The 23,602-nt window shown below is 34.1% G+C and carries 19 protein-coding genes and 1 tRNA gene; 10 read left to right on the top strand and 10 right to left on the bottom strand.

Annotated elements, in window-relative coordinates:
• Positions 1 to 96: 96 nt before the first annotated feature.
• Entirely contained in the window at positions 97 to 507 is a 411-nt protein-coding gene (locus tag BBI01_RS12590; protein ID WP_065395023.1) for a thiol-disulfide oxidoreductase DCC family protein, read from the bottom strand.
• Positions 508 to 512: 5 nt separating this feature from the next.
• Positions 513 to 980, bottom strand: coding sequence for a heme-binding domain-containing protein (locus BBI01_RS12585; protein WP_065395022.1), 468 nt, complete (start codon positions 978 to 980; stop codon positions 513 to 515).
• A 429-nt stretch (positions 981 to 1,409) separates the two neighbouring features.
• Here BBI01_RS12585 and katG point away from each other — a divergent pair, with 429 nt between their 5' ends.
• A complete protein-coding gene (gene katG / locus BBI01_RS12580; protein ID WP_065395021.1) occupies positions 1,410 to 3,686 on the top strand; it encodes a catalase/peroxidase HPI in 2,277 nt (758 codons plus the stop codon).
• A gap of 230 nt (positions 3,687 to 3,916) precedes the next feature.
• On the opposite strand, the gene BBI01_RS12575 is transcribed toward katG, so the two are convergent.
• A tRNA-Gln gene (locus tag BBI01_RS12575) sits at positions 3,917 to 3,987 on the bottom strand.
• A 258-nt stretch (positions 3,988 to 4,245) separates the two neighbouring features.
• On the opposite strand from BBI01_RS12575, the gene der reads away from it, so the two are divergent.
• Together der and upp are read left to right on the top strand one after the other, a co-directional pair.
• Entirely contained in the window at positions 4,246 to 5,556 is a 1,311-nt protein-coding gene (gene der / locus BBI01_RS12570) for a ribosome biogenesis GTPase Der (RefSeq protein ID WP_065395020.1), read from the top strand.
• Positions 5,557 to 5,711: 155 nt separating this feature from the next.
• Entirely contained in the window at positions 5,712 to 6,362 is a 651-nt protein-coding gene (gene upp / locus BBI01_RS12565) for a uracil phosphoribosyltransferase (RefSeq protein ID WP_065395019.1), read from the top strand.
• Positions 6,363 to 6,366: 4 nt separating this feature from the next.
• On the opposite strand, the gene BBI01_RS12560 is transcribed toward upp, so the two are convergent.
• The 3 genes from BBI01_RS12560 to BBI01_RS12550 form a co-directional block, all read right to left on the bottom strand.
• On the bottom strand, positions 6,367 to 7,053 hold the full coding sequence (locus tag BBI01_RS12560; protein ID WP_065395018.1) for an alpha/beta fold hydrolase: 687 nt from the start codon (positions 7,051 to 7,053) through the stop codon (positions 6,367 to 6,369).
• 94 nt (positions 7,054 to 7,147) lie between these two features.
• On the bottom strand, positions 7,148 to 7,801 hold the full coding sequence (locus BBI01_RS12555) for a ComF family protein (RefSeq protein ID WP_065395017.1): 654 nt from the start codon (positions 7,799 to 7,801) through the stop codon (positions 7,148 to 7,150).
• A gap of 88 nt (positions 7,802 to 7,889) precedes the next feature.
• Entirely contained in the window at positions 7,890 to 9,362 is a 1,473-nt protein-coding gene (locus tag BBI01_RS12550; RefSeq protein WP_065395016.1) for a helix-turn-helix domain-containing protein, read from the bottom strand.
• Positions 9,363 to 9,488: 126 nt separating this feature from the next.
• Between BBI01_RS12550 and aceB the strand changes: the two genes are divergently transcribed.
• The 7 genes from aceB to BBI01_RS12530 all read left to right on the top strand — a co-directional run bounded on the left by aceB (position 9,489) and on the right by BBI01_RS12530 (position 14,847).
• On the top strand, positions 9,489 to 11,063 hold the full coding sequence (gene aceB, locus BBI01_RS12545; protein ID WP_065395015.1) for a malate synthase A: 1,575 nt from the start codon (positions 9,489 to 9,491) through the stop codon (positions 11,061 to 11,063).
• A 24-nt stretch (positions 11,064 to 11,087) separates the two neighbouring features.
• A complete protein-coding gene (gene aceA, locus BBI01_RS12540; protein WP_065395014.1) occupies positions 11,088 to 12,368 on the top strand; it encodes an isocitrate lyase in 1,281 nt (426 codons plus the stop codon).
• A 185-nt stretch (positions 12,369 to 12,553) separates the two neighbouring features.
• A complete protein-coding gene (locus BBI01_RS12535) occupies positions 12,554 to 13,123 on the top strand; it encodes an OmpH/Skp family outer membrane protein (protein ID WP_065395013.1) in 570 nt (189 codons plus the stop codon).
• Positions 13,124 to 13,254: 131 nt separating this feature from the next.
• Positions 13,255 to 13,407, top strand: a complete 153-nt coding sequence (locus BBI01_RS23095; protein ID WP_228394004.1) for an acyl-ACP thioesterase domain-containing protein — start codon at positions 13,255 to 13,257, stop codon at positions 13,405 to 13,407.
• A complete protein-coding gene (locus BBI01_RS23090; RefSeq protein ID WP_228394003.1) occupies positions 13,397 to 13,552 on the top strand; it encodes a hotdog family protein in 156 nt (51 codons plus the stop codon). Before BBI01_RS23095 ends, BBI01_RS23090 begins: the two co-directional genes overlap by 11 nt.
• Positions 13,553 to 13,839: 287 nt before the next feature.
• Positions 13,840 to 13,968, top strand: a complete 129-nt coding sequence (locus BBI01_RS22555) for a helix-turn-helix domain-containing protein (RefSeq protein ID WP_228394002.1) — start codon at positions 13,840 to 13,842, stop codon at positions 13,966 to 13,968.
• Positions 13,969 to 14,496: 528 nt separating this feature from the next.
• Positions 14,497 to 14,847 (top strand): helix-turn-helix domain-containing protein, encoded by a 351-nt coding sequence (locus tag BBI01_RS12530; RefSeq protein WP_228394001.1) that lies wholly within the window; start codon positions 14,497 to 14,499, stop codon positions 14,845 to 14,847.
• 360 nt (positions 14,848 to 15,207) lie between these two features.
• Here BBI01_RS12530 and BBI01_RS12525 read toward each other — a convergent pair whose 3' ends face one another.
• The 4 genes from BBI01_RS12525 to BBI01_RS12510 all read right to left on the bottom strand — a co-directional run bounded on the left by BBI01_RS12525 (position 15,208) and on the right by BBI01_RS12510 (position 23,598).
• Positions 15,208 to 15,663: a hypothetical protein gene (locus BBI01_RS12525; RefSeq protein WP_065395012.1), complete on the bottom strand. Its 456-nt coding sequence runs from the start codon at positions 15,661 to 15,663 to the stop codon at positions 15,208 to 15,210.
• Between the two features lies 1 nt (position 15,664).
• On the bottom strand, positions 15,665 to 16,210 hold the full coding sequence (locus tag BBI01_RS12520) for a hypothetical protein (protein WP_065395011.1): 546 nt from the start codon (positions 16,208 to 16,210) through the stop codon (positions 15,665 to 15,667).
• Positions 16,211 to 16,319: 109 nt separating this feature from the next.
• A complete protein-coding gene (locus BBI01_RS12515; RefSeq protein ID WP_123862147.1) occupies positions 16,320 to 16,934 on the bottom strand; it encodes a hypothetical protein in 615 nt (204 codons plus the stop codon).
• Positions 16,900 to 23,598 (bottom strand): SpvB/TcaC N-terminal domain-containing protein, encoded by a 6,699-nt coding sequence (locus BBI01_RS12510; protein WP_123862146.1) that lies wholly within the window; start codon positions 23,596 to 23,598, stop codon positions 16,900 to 16,902. The genes BBI01_RS12515 and BBI01_RS12510 overlap by 35 nt, the downstream gene beginning before the upstream one ends.
• Between the last annotated feature and the right edge of the window lie 4 nt (positions 23,599 to 23,602).

Here is a 23,602-nt window from a genome sequence, read left to right as displayed (position 1 = left end):
GTAATATAATTTTTATCTCTCGCAGATTTTGTAGATAAAGCAGATTTACAATTTATAGCATCAACATCTGTGTAAATTTGTGAAATCTGTGGGAGATTATACCTGTATGAATTTTTTCTTCTGATGCTGATCTGGAAGAAAACACTTTTGATTGGCAAGTTTCATTCTGTTTCTTGAAACCATATCATATGCTTTATCACTCAAAGAGGATGGCAGTATTTTACCAATAGCGGAAAGTTTATAAACGCCTCCTAAAATATTGGCAATTTGTAATACTGCTTTCGATTTTATAAGGTAATATTGTTTCGGTTTCCAAAGATATAGAGTGTTGAAAACTTTAGATTCTAAACCTCTTTCGGATAAAAATTTCTGCCCAAATTCAGATTGAAGTGAAGCAAACATAAATTGGTCTTTTTTATCTCTTTCCAGAATCCATTGCACCCAGAAATTGCAGACACCACAATCTCCGTCAAAAAATACAATATGTTTATTCTCCCAGTTTTCCATCACTTTTATTTGTTGAACATGATCCTTCTTTCAGTATCTTCTTTAGCCTGTTTGAAATATTTTACAAGATCTGCACGTTGTTCATCAGTTAGTTTTGCATTTTGATGTCCAATATAGTAAGACTCAAGCGGCATTTCTTTTTTCTCAACCATTTCTATACATTCTTCCAGTTTACGAAGCTGTCTTTGAGATTCATATACTGCAAAGGTAGAAAAATTAAGATGCTTTCTTCCTTCATCAATATGATTTTTTACATACCATGAAACAGGAGAAATATCAGCATACCACGGGTATTTAGTTTCATTGGAATGACAGTCATAGCATGAAGTTCTGATGATTTTTGCCACTTTTTCCGGAGTGTTTTTTATTTTCAGAAAGTCCATGCCGGGAGTAGGGCGTGGATTGGTTTTATCAATTGGAAAAAACTGGATTATAATAAATCCTACGAGAATAATAACTAATATTTTTTTCATGGGACAATATTCATACTTGTGATTTATAAAGATAGTTAATTTTTTTATGATAAGGTTGAAAGCTGTGAGTGGGTATGTAGAAGACGAGGATTTTTTCTTTTACTCATTAAAATAAACATTCTAAAATTGTTTTCTGTCTATTATAGTTTTCTCCCCTTCAGCTTTATGCTTCCAACTTTTCTTCCTTACGTTGAGTTATTCTAAATAAAGCATTGGTCCCCGAACGGATTTAAAAAATTACTAACTTAATACCACAATTGTGTCTATAGTTCAGATGCTGTCGGAAATATTTCTTTATAGTTTTTAACTATCATTGAAATAAATATTAATAGATTGTATTTATTATGTGAACGTTGTAAGTTTGTCATGTCCTTACAACAGAGGAATTACTTAAAACTGTATTAATCAATATAAAATAAATAAACGACAATGGAAAAAGATTTGAATGACATCAGTAAATGCCCGTTTCATAACGGAACAATGAAGAAGAGTGTAGCAGGTGAAGGAACTCAAAATAAAGATTGGTGGCCTGATCAGCTAAGGGTAGATCTTCTACGTCAGCATTCATCACTGTCTGATCCTATGGATAAAGACTTTGATTACGCAGAAGCATTTAAAAGCCTTGATCTTGAGGCGGTAAAAAAAGACCTTCATGCTTTAATGACAGATTCTCAGGACTGGTGGCCTGCAGACTTTGGACATTACGGACCTTTATTTATCCGTATGGCATGGCATAGCGCCGGAACTTACCGTGTAGGTGACGGTAGAGGTGGAGCCGGAGCAGGACAACAACGCTTTGCACCATTAAATAGCTGGCCTGACAACGTAAGTCTTGATAAAGCCAGAAGATTATTATGGCCCATCAAACAAAAATATGGTAGAAATATATCTTGGGCAGACCTTTTAATTCTTACAGGAAACGTTGCTCTTGAATCTATGGGATTCAAAACATTCGGATTTGCCGGAGGACGTGCAGATGTATGGGAACCGGATGCAGATGTATATTGGGGATCAGAAAAAACATGGCTTGGAGGTGATCTACGTTATGCTCATGGATCAGAAGGTGCTATTGAAGGGCATTCTGCAGTTTTGCCTACCGATGACAAAGCAGATGGAGATATTCATTCCAGAAATCTTGAAAATCCATTGGCGGCAGTACAAATGGGATTAATTTATGTAAATCCTGAAGGACCGGATGGAAATCCAGATCCGATTGCAGCAGCCAAAGATATCAGAGATACTTTCGGTCGTATGGCGATGAATGATGAAGAAACTGTTGCTTTAATTGCTGGTGGACATACTTTTGGAAAAACACACGGAGCAGGACCAGCAGATCATGTTGGTAAAGAACCGGAAGCAGCCGGAATTGAACAACAAGGATTAGGATGGGCAAGCAGCTATAAATCAGGAAGTGGAAGAGATGCTATTTCCAGTGGATTGGAAGTGACGTGGACGGAAACACCTACTCAATGGAGTAACTACTTCTTTAAAAACTTATTCGAAAATGAATGGGAACTGACAAAAAGCCCTGCCGGAGCTCATCAATGGGTAGCGAAGGACGGAGCTGAAATCATTCCTGATGCATTTGATCCTAATAAAAAGCATAGACCGACAATGCTTACAACAGACCTTTCATTAAGATTGGATCCTGTTTACGAAAAAATATCAAGACATTTCTACGAAAACCCCGATGCGTTTGCAGATGCATTTGCACGTGCATGGTTTAAATTAACACACAGAGATATGGGACCTCGTGCCCGCTATTTAGGACCAGATGTTCCGCAAGAAGAATTAATCTGGCAAGATCCAATCCCTGAGGTAAATCACGAACTGGTAAACGATTCAGATGTTGAAGCATTAAAATCTAAAGTTCTGAATTCCGGATTAAGTATCTCGGAATTGGTATCTACTGCTTGGGCTTCTGCTTCTACTTTTAGAGGAAGTGATAAACGTGGTGGTGCTAATGGATCAAGAATCAGACTGGAGCCTCAAAGAAACTGGGCGGTAAACAATCCTACTCAATTACAAAAAGTTTTAGGAGTATTGGAAGGAATCCAAAATGAATTCAATGCTCAAAACGGAGGTAAGAAAATATCTTTAGCAGATTTAATTGTTCTAGCAGGAAATGCAGCTGTAGAAGCAGCCGCAAGAAATGCAGGACATGAAGTGAAAGTTTCTTTTGCACCAGGAAGAATGGATGCTTCTCAGGAGCAAACGGATGTAGAGTCTATGGGATATTTAGAGCCTGCAGCAGATGGATTCCGTAACTACCTGAAAACGAAATTCACTGTTTCTACAGAGTCTTTATTAATTGATAAAGCTCAGTTATTAACACTTACTGCTCCTGAATTAACCGTTCTGGTAGGAGGTATGCGTTCTTTAGATACTAATTTTGATGGTTCAAAACATGGAGTATTTACCAGCCGTCCGGGAGTTCTTACCAATGATTTCTTTGTTAATCTTTTGGATATGGGAACACAATGGAAAGCTATGTCAGACGATAAAGAAGTATACATAGGAACAGATCGTAAAACAGGACAGCCAAAATGGACAGCTACCCGTGCGGATCTTGTATTCGGATCAAATTCTGAATTGAGAGCGGTTGCTGAAGTGTATGGAAGTGCCGATGCGCAAGGAAAATTTATCAATGATTTTGTTAAAGCTTGGACAAAGGTGATGAATCTGGATAGATTCGATCTGGCTTAATCTTTTTTAATCTTATATAAACGGGCTGTCTTGGAAAAGGCAGCCCGTTGTTTTTATGAGTAATATTTTATATTCATTGTAAGAAGAATGCTTGACTGGGAAATAGTTCTAATTAATTTCAGTAGGATCGAAAACAAATATAAGAAACACCTGAAAAAGTAAAATTGGAAATGTTAAAGCTAATAAAAAAAGCAATCTTCCGATAATCAGAAGATTGCTTGTGTTCAATGTAGACCCACAGGGATTCGAACCCCAGATGACTGAACCAAAATCAGTAGTGTTACCGCTACACCATGGGTCTGTTTTGATGCTGCAAAACTAGAAAAATTATTTGAACTACAAAAATCAAAATTAAAAAATTATTAACATTATTGCCTGTAAATAGCCTTATGTATTGATATACAAATAATTATTTTTCATGAAAAATTTTTCAAAATAGAGGAGATTTTTAAAACTAAATAATAAAACCTTATCTTTGCAAAAAATTGGGCTCCAAAAGTTGGAGTAACCCATTAATAACTTATCCTGAGCACAGCAAAAGGATTATTAAACATTTTTTATGTCAAATATTGTCGCAATCGTTGGACGTCCCAACGTAGGAAAATCCACGCTTTTTAACCGTTTATTAGAAAGAAGAGAGGCTATTGTAGATTCTACAGCCGGTGTAACCAGAGACCGTCACTACGGAAAATCTGACTGGAATGGGGTAGATTTTACAGTAATTGATACAGGAGGATATGATGTAGGTACAGATGATATCTTTGAAGAAGAGATTCGTAAGCAGGTACAATTGGCAGTAGATGAAGCTACTTCTATTATCTTTATGATGAATGTGGAAGAAGGGCTTACTGATACGGATCAGGAAATTTACAGATTATTGAGAAGATCCAATAAACCGATTTATATTGTTATCAATAAAGTGGATTCTTCAAAAGAAGAACTTCCTGCAACAGAATTTTACCAGTTAGGAATCGATAAATATTACACTCTTTCTTCAGCTACAGGTTCAGGAACAGGAGATTTATTAGATGATATCGTAAAAGATTTTCCAACAACAGAATATAAAGATCCTTTCGAAGGATTACCTAAAATTACCATTGCCGGTCGTCCGAACGTAGGAAAGTCTACCATGACTAATGCCTTATTGGATGTAGAAAGAAATATTGTAACAGATATTGCCGGAACAACAAGAGACAGTATTCAAACTTTATATAACAAATTCGGACATGAGTTTGTATTGGTTGATACTGCCGGAATGAGAAGAAAGTCCAAAGTAAACGAAGATCTTGAATTCTATTCAGTAATGAGATCTATCCGTTCTATCGAATATTCTGATGTAGTGATCATTATGGTAGATGCTACACAAGGATGGGAATCTCAGGATATGAATATCTTCGGATTGGCACAGAAAAACAGAAAAGGTATCGTTATCCTTGTTAATAAATGGGATTTAGTTGAAGACAAGCAGACCAATACAATGCGTGACTTCGAGAAAGCGATCAAAGATAAAATTGGTCAATTCCAGGATATTCCAATTTTATTCGTTTCAGCATTAACGAAACAGAGAATCCTTAAAGCTGTAGATGTAGCAATGGAGGTATATGAAGACCGTAAAAAGAAGATCAAAACTTCAAAACTGAATGAAGTAATGCTTCCTATTTTCGAAAACACTCCACCACCTGCGTTGAAAGGAAAATATATCAAAATTAAATATTGCGTTCAGCTTCCTACACCTTCGCCGCAGTTTGTATTCTTCTGCAACCTGCCACAGTATGTGAAAGAGCCGTATAAGAGATTTACTGAAAATCAATTGAGAAAAGAATTCGGGTTTACCGGAGTTCCTATCGAAGTCTATTTCAGACAAAAATAAAAAACGACTTTTAATAGAATCTGGTGAGGTAAATTCCTTACCAGATTTTTTATAGACCTACTTTATTCCTCGGACATGAATCTGCAAATTCATTTTTTAGTTGTAATTTTGTAGAATCAATGTCGATTAACTGTAATTAAAAACCTAAAATTTTCATGCTTACTATTTTATCGCAAAATTTTTCCCTTGTTAATGAATGGATTAATGAACTTCGAAACGTTCAGGTTCAGCATGATCGGATGAGATTCCGACGAAATATGGAGAGAATCGGAGAAATTGCTGCCTTTGAGATCAGTAAAGGATTGGAAGTAAGAGAAGTTGAAATTCAGACTCCTTTAGATACCATTAAAAGCACCGAAATAGCAGTACAACCTGTTATTACAACTATTTTAAGAGCTGGTGTTCCTTTATTTGAAGGTATTCTGAACTATCTTGACAGAGCAGATTGTGGTTTTGTAGCAGCTTACAGAAAACACGATGCTAATGATTATTTTTCAATCAAACAAGATTATCTTACTTGCCCGAATATTGAAGGAAGACCTTTAATCGTTGCAGATCCAATGTTAGCTACAGGAGCTTCTCTGATTGAAGCAATCAAAGACTTATTAACAAACGGAAATCCTACACAGCTTCATATCGTGGCAGCAATCGCTTCAAGACAAGGTGTTGAAACCGTTCAGAATGCATATCCGGATGCTCACATTTGGGTAGGAGCTATTGATGAAGATTTAACTTCAAAAGGATATATCACGCCAGGATTGGGTGATGCCGGAGATCTTAGCTACGGAGAAAAACTTCAGAGATAATACGCTAGGAAAGGTTCCAGAAATCTTTTATTAAGCTTAACAATAAATTTGGTCGTACTTTATCCATAGGATGCTTGGTGTCTGGGAGTACGACCAATTTTGCATTCGGAAGTGCCCTGTAAACATCAGTGCTTTCTTCAATAGTTACCATATTATCTTTATCTCCCACCATAATCTGAACAGGTATATTAATCGTTGCAAGATTGTTTTTCAAAGGTGGATTTTTCCCCAGATTAATCATTAAATCGGCAATGGCAGGAAGGAGTTGTTTCCATTTTGTACCATGCTGTTTCTCTAAAGCTTGGGCGTATTGTGGGATTTTTTCAAGAATTGTATCAGGATTAAGCATTTTGCTTTCTTTGATAGCCTGCTCTTCACTCCATTCAAATTTTGTCCCCAAAGTAATAATTGAATTGACATTTTCTGGATTCTTCAAAGCATAGCAAAGCGCAACATAGCCACCCATGCTGTGTCCAAAAATAAATACATCTTTAAGATTGTTCTCTGCACAATATTCCGCCAATTCCTGAGTGTATTTTTCTATGTTGATTCCCTCTGCAGGAATTTCAAGACTTCCATGTCCTGAAAATAGCGGAGTGTGAATGGTAAAATAAGATGAAAGTTTTTCCAGATAAGGATTGAATATGTCAGAGTGACCTAAAGCTCCATGTAATAAGATCAGATTGGGCATAGCTATTTGTTTCCGGAAAATTAAGTAAAAGAATCGGAACAGGAAAAAAAGAAATTACTTAAAATTAATAATTTGTAGTAAACCTTAAACTTCTTTAAACGTCCATTGCCATCACCAGCACACTCACTTTATTATCTCCGGCATTCAAAATTTCCCATGCAATAGAAGAGACTGTATTTCCTGTTGTAAAAACATCATCAATCAGAAGAATATGCTTTCCGGTAACAGGTTTTGTTATTGAAAAAGTATTGATTGTATCTATACGATGTTGTTTATCTTTTAAAGCTTGTGCCTTGGAATAATGATTTCGTTGAATTAAATGGTGATCAAAAGGTATTTCGTAGAACTTAGACAGTGTTTCCGTAAACAGATGAAGTTGGTTGTATCCACGTTCTCTCAATTTTTTAGGATGAAGAGGAACACTTATCATTAGATCAGGTTTCAGATCTTTAAAATCTAATCTTTCTATGGTCCAGTCTGCAAGGATTTTTCCTGTTATTTCCCTGTTTCTGTATTTTAATTCATGGATGATTTTCCGACTTAGACTTTCCTCCTCAAACTGAATTAATGCATAAGAATTCTCAATAGGAAAAAGAAGCTTGCATTTCTCTTTCACTGGATTATTTTCAGAATAATCATAATGCATAAAATTGATTTGATTGAAACATAAATTACAAACAAGAAGCTCAGCTTCAATAATTCTGTTACAATGAAGACGTCGATTGGGAAATAGAAGATCCAATATCATGATTGTGTTTTTACTAAGATATAAAATTGTTTCGAACTATCGTTGTTAAATAATTCATGAAAATTTTTTTACACTCAAACACTTATGCTTAAAATTCTTTTCTGATCTTCTCAATAGCACTCTTCATGCTAAGGTTGAAATGTTCCTTTTCCAATCGTACCGGAGGTGCCTGTCTTACTTCACAATCTGGAATACTGCATGATTCGCAGGTTACGCCTACATTGATGGTTTTTAATGTTGGAGATTTTATAAAACCAATTTTCTTAATGGTCTGAGAGTTCAATAAAATCCCCAGGCAATAACTTCTGTTGCTTCCATCAGAAAAAGGATTTCTTTGTGAAGTGGAAATAACCAGATAACTTATTCCCTGATCTTTATAATGTGAGATCTGAGCGTCCGTAAGCGTTTCATTTTCCTTTAGATGATGGAGATTTTTAACGGCTATCCATCTGCGGCAATAATGTTCGTTGGTCGCATTTGCATGAGGAGCCTGTTGATGATTCAAATGAAGTTCCTTTAAGATTTGGATTTTGTCAGAATCTTTCTTTTTAACAAGGCAAAGATAGAACAGATCCTTAATGCCCATTTCCGCAGAAAGAATATTAGTCAGACGATAATAAAATGTTTCAGGTGAATTGGTGAAACTATTAATCAACTGTTCAAAACCTTTAGGTTCCCAAGTGTTTTGCTGAAAAAACTCTGAAGTCTTCTCAATTGCAGTATCTTTTGAAATTAATAAAGCACCGGCAAAATAAGATGCATAAAAATTATTCAGGATTTCTTCAAAGCTTCCGAAATCAAGCCATGAATAAGTAGTAGGACGATTTTTTAACTCAAGAACGTTGAACCCTATTTCTTTAGCAAGGATAAAAGTTTTCTGATCCTTCTCCAATTTTTTATTCAATAACAATAGTTTTTTCTCAGGAATAAATAAAGAACGTAGATTATCCAGTGTTCCATACTTTTCAAAATCCTCAGATTGAATTCTGTAATCGAACTTCTCGGTAAGAATACTCTCCAGAATATCAGACTTTAAGTTCTTCTCAATTTGTAAATGATTTTCATCAATAAATTGCTTAACCTTCTCCTCAATTTCCGGAAAATAATTATCGTACAACTCCTGAAATGATCTTAGCACAGCAAAATAAAATCTTTCTTTTCCCAAGTTATAATTCTGTGAAATCTCTATCAGAGCATTGATAAAAGCTGTTACTTTTTTAGGAGCATCACTGATGATACTAATGAGATTGTTTTTGTTGATCCCAAATAACTCCAAAGGAACCTCCTTAAAAAAATCAGATTGAAGAATTTCATTAAAAGGAGCTAAGCTTTTATCCAGTTTTGTGGAAACAAGATCATCAAAAGTGCAATTCAGTGCTTCAGAAAGCTGAATGATCTTATCATGTTTCGGATATTTCTTTCCGTTTTCAATTTCATTGAGATAAGATTTTGATAATCCTGTCTTTACAGCAAGATCCTGCAGAGACCAATTTTTCTTTTGTCTCTGTTGTTTCAGTTTTAGCCCGAAAACCGTTTTGATAAAGTCGCTTTCTGAATTCATTACTCAAATATAAATATTTAGATGCGATTATTCGCATAATAATTTTTAAATAAATTTAGCGAACGTTCGCTGTTTGTGAAAATTTTTATTTATGTTTGTAACATCAAATCTCAAAATCAATATGTTATGGAAACCAAGGTACAATTAAAAATTACGGCACAGAAGCAGTTTGAAGAAATTTTCACTCCTGATTTAGTAGATTTTCTGGTTGCACTTCATCAGAATTTTAATCATAAAAGGTCAGAACTTTTAGAAGGAAGAAAAAAAACTCAGAAAGAATTTGATAATGGTGTTCTTCCTACATTTTTAAAAGAAACCGAAGAAATCAGAAACGAAAATTGGGTGTGCGCTCCATTACCAGAAGATTTATTGGACAGAAGAGTAGAGATTACAGGTCCTGTAGATAGAAAAATGATTATTAACGCGCTTAATTCAGGTGCATTAACCTTCATGGCAGATTTTGAAGACAGTACAGCTCCTACCTGGGAAAATTGTATGGAAGGACAGATCAATCTTACAGACGCGATTAACCGAACGATTGATTTTGTTAACGAACAGGGAAAAGCTTACAAGCTTAATGAAAAAACTGCAGTGCTGCTTGTTCGTCCCAGAGGATTACACCTTCCTGAAAAACATATTAAAATTAATGATGAAGTGACATCCGGTTCATTAATTGATTTTGGAATTTACTTTTTCAGGAACGTAAAAAAACTCTTGGAAAAAGGAAGCGGACCTTATTTTTATCTACCCAAACTTGAACATTATAAAGAAGCTGCTTGGTGGAATGAAGTATTTGCTTTTGCTCAGGATTACCTTGAAATTCCACAAGGAACCATTAAAGCAACTGTTTTAATAGAAACCATTACAGCATCATTTCAGATCGATGAAATTTTATATCAGTTAAAAGAACATAGCTCAGGACTGAATTGTGGGAGATGGGATTATATTTTCTCATATATTAAAAAATTCAGAAACCTGCCGGAATTTATAGTTCCCGATCGAGATCAGGTAACAATGACTTCACCTTTCATGAGTGCATATTCCAAAAGGGTAATCGAAGGCTGTCATAAAAGAAATGTACATGCCATGGGCGGAATGGCTGCACAAATTCCTGTAAAGAATGATGATGAAGCTAATAATATCGCTTTTGAAAAAGTAAGAAGTGATAAAGAAAGAGAAGTGAAAAATGGTCATGACGGAACTTGGGTGGCACATCCTGCATTGGTTTCAGTTGCGAAAGACATTTTTGATCAATATATGCCTTCAAAAAATCAGATTGATAAAAAAGTTGAGTATCACATCCAGGAAAAAGATCTGCTGGAAATTCCAAAAGGTGAGATTACAGAAAAAGGAGTCCGTAAAAATATCAATGTTGGAATTCTATATCTCGAAAGCTGGTTGATGGGAGTAGGGGCAGCCGCAATTTATAATCTTATGGAAGATGCTGCCACGGCAGAAATTTCAAGAACGCAGATCTGGCAATGGTTGAAAAATGAAGCGGTATTAAGTGATGACAGAACATTGACGAGAAATATGATCCTTCAATGGGAAAGAGAAGAAATGGACAATATTGAAAAATATGTAGGTGAAGAACGTTTTAAAAACGGAAAGTTTAATCTCGCCAAAGAACTTTTCAATGAATTGATATTCTCAGAAAACTTTGAAGAATTTTTAACCCTAAAAGCATATCCTTTTATTTAAATCAACAAACAAAATCCAAATATTATGAAAACAAGACAAGAACAAATCCAGGCTATAGAGCAAGATTGGCTGACAAATCCACGCTGGAACGGTGTAAAAAGACCTTACACGGCGGAAGAAGTTTTAAAACTTCGTGGTTCTTATAAAATAGATTATACGATTGCAACGGAAATGTCTAAAAAATTCTGGGATAAATTAAATAACCAGGATTTTGTTGCTGGACTGGGAGCATTAACGGGTAACCAGGCTGTACAGGAAGTAGATGCTGGTTTGGAAGCAATTTACCTTTCCGGATGGCAGGTGGCAGCTGATGCTAATCTCTCTGGAGAAATGTATCCCGATCAGTCATTGTATCCGGCAAATTCTGTGCCTTCAGTAGTGAAAAAAATCAATAATGCTTTAATAAGAGCAGATCAGGTACAATCTGTAAGCGGAGCAGGAAATAAAGAATATCTGGTGCCTATTATTGCAGATGCCGAAGCAGGTTTTGGAGGAAACCTCAATGCTTTTGAACTCATGAAACAGATGATCGAAGCAGGTGCAGCAGGAGTTCATTTTGAAGATCAGCTTTCTTCAGCAAAGAAATGTGGTCATTTAGGAGGGAAAGTATTGGTTCCTACTCAGGAAGCCGTTAATAAATTAATTGCAGCTCGCCTTGCAGCGGATGTATTGGGTGTTCCAACACTTATTATTGCAAGAACAGATGCGGATGCGGCAGATTTACTGACTTCAGATATCGATGACAGAGATAAAAAATTCGTGACTGGAGAGAGAACTTCTGAAGGGTTTTATGTGGTAAAAAACGGAGTAGAACAAGGTATCGACAGAGGTTTATCTTACGCTCCTTACGCTGATCTGATCTGGATGGAAACCTCCAACCCGGATTTGGAGCAGGCAAGAAGGTTCGCAGAAGGTATTCATGCTAAGTTTCCAGGGAAAATGCTTGCTTACAACTGTTCACCATCATTCAACTGGGCGGCAAAGCTAAGTGTTGAAGAAATGTCTACTTTCCGCGAAGAATTGGCAAAAATGGGATACAAATTCCAGTTTATCACGTTAGCAGGGTTCCATGCGTTGAATACGGCAATGTTTGAATTGGCATTAGCTTATAAAGAAAGAGGAATGGCTGGATATTCAGAACTGCAGGAGCGTGAGTTTGCTTTACAGCAAAAAGGATTTAGAGCAGTAAAACATCAGTCTTTTGTAGGAACAGGATACTTTGATGAGGTGCAAAATGTTGTTACCAATGGTTCCTCGGCTACCGTAGCAATGAAAGACTCTACAGAAACGGCTCAGTTTCATTAATCATTTTCCATATTTTTTTGATGTAAACCTTCTCATTTCGGGAAGGTTTTTATTTGAAATGGATAAAATCCAAGCTTGTTTTTAAGGTTTTATAACTGTTTTTTAAGTGATAATAGTTAAATGAAAAATTACATTTATATTTGGAACCGGAAAAAAACAAAAGTTTTTGAATAAAAGAGATAACAATGAAACTAATTAAATTATTTTTTATTGCAGCAGGATTGACACTAACTGCAAATGTTGCAAATGCTCAGCAGAAGATCGGAAATGTAAATACAGAAGATATTTTTGCAAATTTAGCTGAAGTAAAAACAGCTGGTGCTACTATTGATAACCTGACCAAGGCAAAGCAGGGCGAAATTGAAAAACTGATCACTGAATATCAGACAAAACTGAAGGCTGCTCAGGACAAAGAAAAAACATTAACTGAAGCGAATAAAGAAGCAGTAACTAAAGAACTGATGGCTGCTCAGACTGAACTACAAGGTTTAGGAAAGAAAATTGAAGACGGCAGAGCTCAGGCTGCAAAAGAAATTTCTACAAAGCAAGGAGAATTGATTACTCCAATTCAGCAGAAAGTAAAAGCTGCGATCTCAGCGGTGGCTAAAGAAAGAAACTTAAGTTATGTATTTGACGTTTCAGCGCAGGAAGCAAACAACCTTGTGTATACAGATGGAAGTGAAGATATTACAGCTCAGGTAAAAACAAAGCTAGGAGCTTCTGCAACTGCTACTAAGCCGGCAGCTAAGAAATAATAAACTTAACATAGTAAATAACATACACGGAATCAGATCAATATCTGGTTCCGTTTTTTATTGTTTTTTGTACTGAAGAGACTGATGTATTTGTATTTTAAGTCATAAATTTGAGTAAACATTTACGCGAGATGAATTTAATGCATGAAAAACAAATCAGAGTTACAGAAGAACATATTGATCAAAACAGACATGTCAATAATGTACAATATGTTCATTGGGTAGAGGAAGTAGCCGCAGAACATTGGGATCTTTTGAAGCAAAATACAGAATATGAAAAATGATGCCTGGATGCTTTTGGATCATCATATTCAATATAAAAAACAGGTCTACCTCAATGACATTATCACCGTGAAAACGTATCCGCAAATTCCTGAAGGCGCAAAACAGCCGAGAAAAGTTGAATTTTACTGTAATGATTATCAATAGTTATTTTTTATTAAAAGCAGTAATGATTTCTTAGCGTACATTGTTGATTTTCAGCTTAAATTGTGATAATGCTATATTGATAATAATTAGTTTTTACGTCAACTGTTTATTTCTTATAAGGATAAATTAGTTCAGATATCGTCTTGATTTTGGCTAATAATGATGTTTATTATAGAATCCTTGAATTGACCATCCTAATCCTGCAAAAGTGATCAGTTGATTACTGCTCAAATTGACCACCAAAAAAGTCAGAATGCGTATCTTGAATAACTTAGCCAAAAATATCAATGGTTAGTAAAAGAATAGACGTGTTAAACATCAAACAATTATTACGATTATACGCCCAGGGAGTAAGTAAATTGCAGATAAGCAAACAACTGGGTATCTCACGTAATACTGCCAAAAAGTATACTTGATAAGGGATTAGATAACCTTCAGGATGATGATCACTTTTTCGAGAAGCTTAAACTTCCAAAACACAAAAATATCCGAGGTGGAAAGTACTATCAATAACTATTTATAGTCGGAAAAAACAAAGGGATAAAAAAATAAAAGCTCTCCATTTTGGAGAGCCAGTTGATTAGATACTTTCTAATCAGAAGAATAATATTTAATCAGATAAAAATAAAAAAAATAATCAAATTATAGAAGGAGAAAATTTTGAAGATTGGGAATCTTTATTTAAAGAAAAATTTGAGAATATTGATAGACAAAATCAATACAAAGAAAGAGGAAAACTGGGAGGTCGTCCTAAGCTTTCTGTCCCTAAGTCGGAGCGTCTTGCTTTCGTTTTACCATTTATGAGATGAAGAAGTTAAAAGAAAGAGCGGTTAAAAAAATCTAAAGCTTACAGTCGAATAGTACTCTTAAAAAAAGAAGTTCCGGACTATGAAAAAAAATATATTATTAATGCCTTGCATTTTTTTGCATATTTGTAAAAAACAATGATACAAAAGGAAAAATTATGTAAAATACGCAAGCAAAAGGGTTATACTCAGCAGCAATTGGCTGATTTCATGTCAACAAATGTTTCTAATTATAGCAGAAAAGAAACCGGAAATGTAAAAATTACAAAAGAAGAATGGGAAAAGATTTCAAAATTTCTTGGTGTTAGTATTGAGGAAATTTATGAGAATGAAGAAACTGAAGAACCTAAAGGAAATACAAATAAAGCGATTGGGGTAGCTGAAAGTGCTTCGAACAATGATTTGAATGTTGAGCTTATTAAAAATTTACTGGATTATATAGCATTACTAAAAGAAGAAAATAGAAAACTGAAAGAATCTATCATTTAGAATGATAACAAAATTGAAAAGCTTACACTGGCAGATTTCTTTTGTCGCTTTTCCAGATTCATATTCTGATAATCTGATGTTCTGAAAATTTGCTCTTTTTCATAATGTTTAACAAACTAAATTTAATAATTTCAATTTGTCTGAAAAACATAGAAGTCTACCATCAAATATTTTTTTTACTCTTAAATTATTATTAGAAGAATCAATATAATATAAACTCCAGGATATTATACCTTCTTACATACCCCAAGAAGTAAAATAAAAGTTCCTGTAACGGTTGTTACAGGAATTTAAGAAATATTAAAGTGAGCATAATAAAAAAATATAAGCTTCTGGTCTCAAAAAAGATAATGGTCTATCCTACCAATACGACTTAAATTTATACTTCCAGTGCTTTATTTTATAATTCCAATAATGACGATCCATATTGAATTCTTCATAAGAGATTTCTGGATTATCTATATCTACAAATAAAAATTCATATTGATTTAATATATTAGAAGCGTGCATTTCAAAATAAAAGGGTTGAGTCCATTCTTCTAAAGTATCATTTCTTCCCCAAATCATTATTCCGTTTATTGAAAAGTTATCATTTGACAATAGCCTTACATTAGTTAATAAACAATCATCTAACCATCTATTTTTATCCCAATTTTTATCTTCTAGTAAATGTTCCTCTAATATTGAAGTTAATAATATTGATGTATCGCCCATTATTTCATTATAATAATCAATATGTTGGGCAAAGTTTATTTTTTTTATATTTTGATTAACTTCCAATAATAATAAGTTTTGTAGTTCTTCTAATGATTTCATGCTATTTACGTAAAAATTTCTCTAATGATTTTATCAGATCTTGTTCAGCGCCCTGCCTTTGACCATGCTGCCTATTTTGTAACTTACTTGCATTAGGACCTTTTAAGGTTGTACTTTTGATTCTTTTTGGAACACTTTGTTTCAATTCATTTAATAATATTTTTAATTCACCTTTTGAAAAATTAACAAAGTCCTTCACTCTAGGCAATGCTCCATGAACTTTTCCTGTAGCATCTAAAGACGGCATTTTTTTTAATAGACCTGCACCTTTAAATACACCACCCGGACCAAGAGGCACATCACCTGTTATATATTTAATTTCACTCCATTCTCCTCCAAAATAGGTATAAGTTTTAGCCTTGCTAAAATTGCTCCAAGTGTTCTTATCCAAAATTGAAAACGAATTTTCTGTGTATATATCACCATTTTTAGCATTTTTAGGACAAGTAGGGCAGTCTCCTTCAGTATTAGTTTCTTCTACAACAGTAGTTTCTTTATACGCCAGATAGTTAAAAGCCGTAACAATAAGTCCTCGTCTGGCACCCATCCAGAAGCTTCCTCCTCCAAGTATATAATCTATATTCCATGTATAGTACTGTTAAAGAAAGTAGAGCCACTTAATTTTCAAACATCAAACAACTCCAATAACCTCTGTATTATGAGGTTTCTAAAATTTGTTTTTTTACAATTTGCCATTTGTCATTATTTTTTTCAAAAAAATAAATATCTGTTTTTCCTCCATTCTTTTTTATATTCATATCATTTTCTTGTACTATTATAAAAGCTTTTTCTTTTTTTTCATTAATAAATAAGTTACAAAATTGCAATTCAACATATTCATTGTAGTTTATGCGTGATTGTTTTGTTACTAATTCTAAACTATAGCTATTTAAATCACCTGAAAGATTATCAATATTAAAAGATATGTATTTTGAGTTTTTATCTATATTATACCCTTCTTTATTTATCAAATTAAAATAATCTTGTTGACAGTTTTCATTTAAGTTAAAGCCTTCTATGTTAATTATATTTTTACAATTTTCAACAATAAAATTTTCATCACTAACTTTTTTTCTTACGATAAAGTGAATTTTCTTTTTAGAAGTTATTCCATATGAATTATTAATAAATTTATTTATATTTTGATTAATAATTTCTCTTCCTATTTTTACATTTATGTTTTCATTATTATAACAAGAAAAAAATGTAAAAATCAGAAGAGAAGAAAATAATATTTTAAAATTTCCAATTATATTTAACTGACATCTCATATGCATTACTTTTAAATATTTCATTACCAAATGTTCTAAGTTCCCAATAGTTTCCGTAATCAGATTCACCCCATTTATTATTGGGAGCAAAAGAAGGAAGTATAAGACTTGCTCTCCCCCAATGTACAAATTCATGCAGTACTGTTGTTGCTAATAAGAATGAAGTGGCATTTATTGTACTTTGCAAAGAAGCTATATCTAATCCTCTAACAAAACTAGCAGAAATATAACTTACATGCCCATATTTGCTACTATATCCGGATTCTCCATATCTGTGTGATTTTGAGAAATTTTTCAATAAAATCACTTGTCCTTCTGTATTTTTAACATCCATATAACTGAGTATCTTAGCCTGTTCCACTCCTGAATCTATAGAAAGTTGTTCTAATATTTGAGGATTATTCTTAAGATAATCTGGCAATCTAGAAAGAACCTCATAAAATCTAGGATGCTTCTTTTTAATTGCCTCTAATGATTGTTGTCTAGATATTTGTTGATGCATCAAATAATTGAAAGCTGTAACCATTAATCCTTGTCCTGCACCCATCCAAAAGTTTCCACCTCCCAATACAGAACCAACACCACCACTTACTGCTCCATTAAATAGGGCAAAGGCATCACTTCTCAGTATATTATTTGCTCCTAAGTTATTTATTGCCATACCTAACAAATCGCTTGAAATACTGGCAAAAGCTCCACTTAGTGCTCCGCTCCAGAAGTTCCCTCCTTGTACAGTGGAAAAAACACCCTGCGTAAGAGCATGTGCTCCTGCTTTGACTACAAGGGCTCCCGCTACAGAAGCTATTTTAAATACATCTCCTATTGCTCCTGTTATTCCAGCACTTGCGTATGACATCGCAAGACCTCCTGCGAAACGTGTTCCATTAAACGGAGTCTGTGTATAATACATAGTAAAAAACTCCGAGACTACAGCTGCTATGATAGGTACAAACCAAACCAACTCCCCATTCGGGTCATTATACATCAATGGATTGTTAAATACATACCCATACTTATTATAATTCTGGGTATTGTAAGGATCCTGAATATTTTCATCAGCATTCAAGAATCTTCTTAACAACGGATCATACAATCTACCATTCATGTGGATGATTCCCACCTCTGCAAAATGCTCGTGACTCGTATAGCCTCTGTCTATTAATAACGAAGCATTATCAATTATATTTTTATCTGTAATGATTGCTCCATTTCCAATTTGAAGGTGGGTGAAATTACCCCAAGCATCAAAATGTCTTTGTTCCAGTTTATTTCCTTCTTCATCCCTGATGGCTAAAATACTTCCGATATAATCCTTATGTAAAAATTTGTAAGAACCACTGCTCTCCGTAAAGTTCTTTAAATATATAATATTAGATTCATAAGGTGTTCCCCCGATGTACAAAATATGCTTTTCCTTTCCAGTCGTATTATCTCTTACGATTTCATAGCTTCCCTCTTCACTGTAAAACTTTGTAAATTTTCCTTCTCCATCTGTGCTGAAATTACCTCCATACGTCACTCTTTGCCTCATTGAAGTTAAGCCGTACTGGAAGGCTACATCTCCTTTCATTCCGTCAATGAAAACTGGATCATTGTTCTCATTATAGGTAATTCTTTGAATCAGATCATTATTGTAATTTTGTGTTCCGGCAGCATTCAAGGTCATACTCGTTGGCTGGTAGATTTTAGTGGAATTTTCATACTTCATTGTTCCCACCTGGTCATTCTCCATAATCCTACCTTTAACATCATAACTGTTTCGGTTTGCAGAAGGCTTAATGCCTGTTACAGGATTCGTCCAGTTAATTAATCGGTTGTTATCATCATAATCGAAAGATTCTACGATATTGAAATCTCCTCCTGTAGTTCTGCTTTTCAGCTCATTTTTTATAGCATCAAATGAGTAAGAAAGTTGCAGAATGCCTGGCTTAACAGCTGATGAATGGTTAACATTCGTTAAGAATCCGTTGGCATCATAGATATTATTAACATCTGTTACTCCTAATTTAGCTTTTAAAACCTGACCTTTGGCATTGGCTTCCTTAAGCTCCCAAAGGCTCTTACCAGTTATTTTATCTTTTACCTGTGTAAGCTCTCCATTCCAGGTGCTATACACATTTTCAATCTGAACCTTGGTAAGAACACCAGAAGAATATAATTGCTTCTCATAAGAAACCACCCTTGCTTTATCATCATAGGTAATACCTTTTTGGATAAAGTATTTTCCATTACTGCTTTCCGAAGATGATAAAACTCGCCCCTGTGGATCATAACTGATATTGGAACTGTATGATTTTCCTTTCGAGGTTCCTGATCTTGAAATAATCCGTCCTTTATTATCATAGGAGAAAGAAATTAATTTATTAGTTGCTTCCCCTCCATCAACAGTAGAAAGTTCTTTTTGAGAAATCAATTGTCCTAAAGCATTGTAACTATATTCTTTGGTTCCTTTCGGGCTGATAGTCTTTTTGGGTTGCCCGAATCCGTCATATTCATATTTATAAATACCATTGGAAGGATCGTTAAATTCTGACTTCCTTCCCCAGGAGTCATATTTTGTCGTAACAATATTTTCAGCATATTGAGCTTTAATTTGCTCTCCGGCTGCGTTGTAAGAAAACTGTATCGTTCCGCCTTTATCGGTTGAAGAAACTATATTGCCTAAGGCATCAGTTGTTTTTGAGGTAGTTCTTCCGTAACCGTTGAGTTCTTTTAGTGTTGTAGTCAGCCCAGAAACAGAAGTCTCCATTTTCTTTCCATTAAATGAAGTAGCCCTTGCTTTAGCTGGGAAAACAGTATCATCATATTCTATAGTGTTCCATTGCTCTACTCCCTGCCATTCAAAAAAAGGTTCAGATTCTTTAATCTTTCTTCCTAATACATCATATTGCGTCGCTTTTAACACAAAATAACCTTGTTTAAAAGCTTTAGTGGAAATCATGTATTCCTGCCCTAATTTGTTGGTATATTTTTTTGAAATATCTCCGTCAGGGTCATATTGAGTAACAATTGTATTAGCGTTGTTATCTTTTTCATACTGATAGGTGGTGGTTCCTTCTAAATTGGTTTTGGAAGTTAATAATTTACCCCAATTATCATAAGTATTAATAAAGAAATTCCCTAAAGGATCTGTTTGCTTCTTAATCTGTCCCCAATCATTATACTCAATATGAGTTTCTAATCCTAAGTTATCTGTTTTTTTAATTACAAATCTTCCTTTTGGATCATATTCACTCGTATTTGTTTGAATTTGAGTATCAATACTGTTACTTATTGCTTTTTGGGTAATATTTCCAAAACCATCATTACTATAGGTTTCAAGCAAATATCCAGTATTATTTCTGTTCCATATTTTTAATGTTTTTAAAAGATTATTTTCATAAGTATATTCTTCCTTACCAGATTTTGTATCACCGTATGCCTGAACAGTTTCTGATTTAACTTTAGGTTTTCCAATGCTATAATTTATTCCAGGAGTAATATTAGGTGGATAGTATTCTAATTCAGATGTTGATATGGCATAACCATCATTAATATTCGTTATGGATTTTTTAGGAAGATATAAATTATCATATTGCTCTACAGTATGAATTGTTTTAGTATTGGTTAAAAAATCTTTTGATGTTGTTACGGACGGATTAATGGCAAGAACTATTTTAGATTTATCCGCATTAGAAACATTAGTAACCACATTTCCATTCAATAACTTATCAATTTTATAATCATATTGTTTGAATGTTAATAATTGAGTGTTATTTAACGAAATATCTACAGGAAAAATTTTGTTTTCATCCATTGTTCTAATAGACCAATCCTTATACGGCAACCCTTCATTAATAGGATTTACTTCAGAACCACTCCAGATTTTTGTGTTCTCAAAACCATTGGTATAGAATGTTGATCTTGCCGTTTGTCTGAAACCAATAATTCCTTTACCTTGCAAATGTCCTATTAAATCTCTGTATCTAAATTCCTGTTTTCTTTCTCCTTGGGTTAGTTTTGAGACAACATAATGGTTTAGATTCTCTTTAATATTAACATAAGGATAATTTACAGTAGTAGTCTCTAAATATGATTTATAAATGTTTCCTTCATTTATCAAAGGAGAATATTCTACATCGGTTTTTACACCTCCTTGTATTATAGATTTAATCCTTGCCATCTTATCTAACTTATTTCCTAAGTCCCATGTGATAAGCTTGGTTTTATGAATAATAGCAAAATCAGTATTGAGCTGTGCCAGTCGGAAACTTCCTATTAGTGGTAAAAAGTGTTCACCATAATTAGAGTAGTTAATGTCTTCATCATTCTTATCCCCCCATGCTGTTTCTTCTTTAGAAGCAAGATTATGAGCAACGGTAAATATGGGTTTCCCTGTTGTGTCAACTCCGTCATTTCTAAAATAAACAAATCCATAGCTCGAGTCCGGATTATTGATTGCCCATTCTCTAAACCATACCTCAGATTGGAATTGAAGGAGGTCACTTTTCCCATCTTTATTTAGGTCAGGTACAAAGTAATTTTTTATGGTATTTCTTCGTTTAGTAGGAGATCCAGTATGCTGAGGCTTATAAAGTGACAAATTTGAATAATAATACTCTATAATACCTTTACCGGTTGAAATAAACATTTTCCAATCTGATGAGTCTTCTGCTACTGGAGACATTACATCGGTTTTTCCATCACCGTTAAAATCTCCTAGTAATGCGACTCCTTTAACAGAGATCTGAGCGGATGATTGTACTTTTAAATCAAATTCCTTTGTGGCAAGATTTAGAGAGTAGATTTTAGTCCCGTCTTTCAATCCAAATAAATCTGTTTTTCCATCACCATCAAAATCACCTAACGGTATAGGTTTATAGTAGGCAGATGAGATAAAAGTATACTGTCCCTTATTAGTAGAATAATCCGTTAGTGGATAATCTCTCTTTTTTAGTATTCCTTGTAATGGGTCAAGGTAAAATTCAAAAACCTCACTTCCAAGATTTGCAGTTCCTTGTAATTCAGGATAGCCGTTCCAATCTTGCCCCCAAATTTCTTCATATACATCTTTTAATGTAGTAATAATAAATTCAGAAATACCATCACCATTGAAATCTCCTTCAAGAAATTTTAAATCACTAAGCATATAATCTATTGGTCCATGTTGGTTTCCATAATAACCTGTTAGATCTGAAAACCCAAATGAAGAAAAATCAAATTGTTTTAACATGATTTCATCAACTCCGGATCCATTAAAATTATAGGCTCTAAGATTTAATTTATAAGTTGATCCAGAAATCCATTCATAAGTAAAGAATATATCGTTCGACGGCATTACTCCATTACCTTTAGGGTAATTACCACGAGTTATAACCGTTCCTGTATAATTAATATTTACAAAACTTCCTAAACCATCAAGCCTGCTAAGCATTAATGTATTTCCTTTGATAAAATCTAATTTTCCATCACCATTAAAATCTCCTGAAACAACATTATCTCCATATATTTCGTCAAACCTAGAATTTTTATTAAAAGTATTTGATGATTCAGGAGATAGCTCATTTTCAAACTGAATAGGATTTGCAGGCTTATTGTCTGCATTAAACTCAGTTATTTTATTCACAAATTGATAATTTGAACCATTATTACTGTATTCAATTAGAAATCTTTTAAATTGATTATTATTAGATTTTACAACTATGTCGTTTAAAAGTTTATCTTGAAACAGTGAAATTCCACCTATATATGATATTTCATTTAGGTTTCTTGTGGTATTTGTATTGTAATTAAATGTAATGCTATTAAAGTGGGCTTTCCCAAGATTTTCATTTCCTCCCCAGCTAATACTCGAAATTATCGCTATATTATTAGAATTGTTCTGGGTATAGCTATAAGTAATATAATTCCCTTGTGCATCCTTCCATTTTACAATATTATATTCCAATGGTGTTCTGGCTGTACTATTTCCCGAAGCGATTGCCCCATACCATGACTGAGATCCATCCTCAAAAGTCACCTCCCAATATTCAGGTCCTTGCCATATTTGTCCTGATATGGAACCAATAGATTTTATCTTAATATTGGAATACTTCTCCGTTACATATTCAGCTCCATCTTTTCCATATTCCCCTGATTTAAGAATCAATCGCTGTCCATTAAAACTATAATAATCAGAGTAGTCTAACTGAATACTTTTAGCATCACCATCTTTATCAATGTTTTTTACTACTCTTGAAATAGAGGTAATACCTGAAATATTCCACCCATATCCAGCGATTCCACTCCCTGATCCACTGGTATAAGAAAGGTTAATCTGTGGAGCTATAGATTTTACCCCTGGGGGTAAAGCAATAGGTAAAGTAAATTGCAATTGTCCTGCTCCATTTACCTCAATGTTTCCCTTAGTATCATGGAAAACTTGATTAGGAGGTGTTCCACTAGGATTAGTAGCACCTGCATTTGAATCCGTAGGTCCTCCACCAGGATTCTCAATAGAAGGACCGATCCTAGCAATAAAAGGATTTGATGAACTGGATGAAGCCAAAAAACCTGGGGCTAACACCACCGATTGTGGATCTTGTACAGTTCTCGAGGTACTTTCTGCCTGATATAATATGGTCTGCGATAAACCCAATACCGAACACAGAGACAATATAATTGTTGAAAATACCTTTATTTTCATATTG

This window comes from Chryseobacterium artocarpi, assembly GCF_001684975.1.
Taxonomy (GTDB): domain Bacteria; phylum Bacteroidota; class Bacteroidia; order Flavobacteriales; family Weeksellaceae; genus Chryseobacterium; species Chryseobacterium artocarpi.
This window is presented reverse-complemented; position numbering and strand designations above follow the sequence as displayed.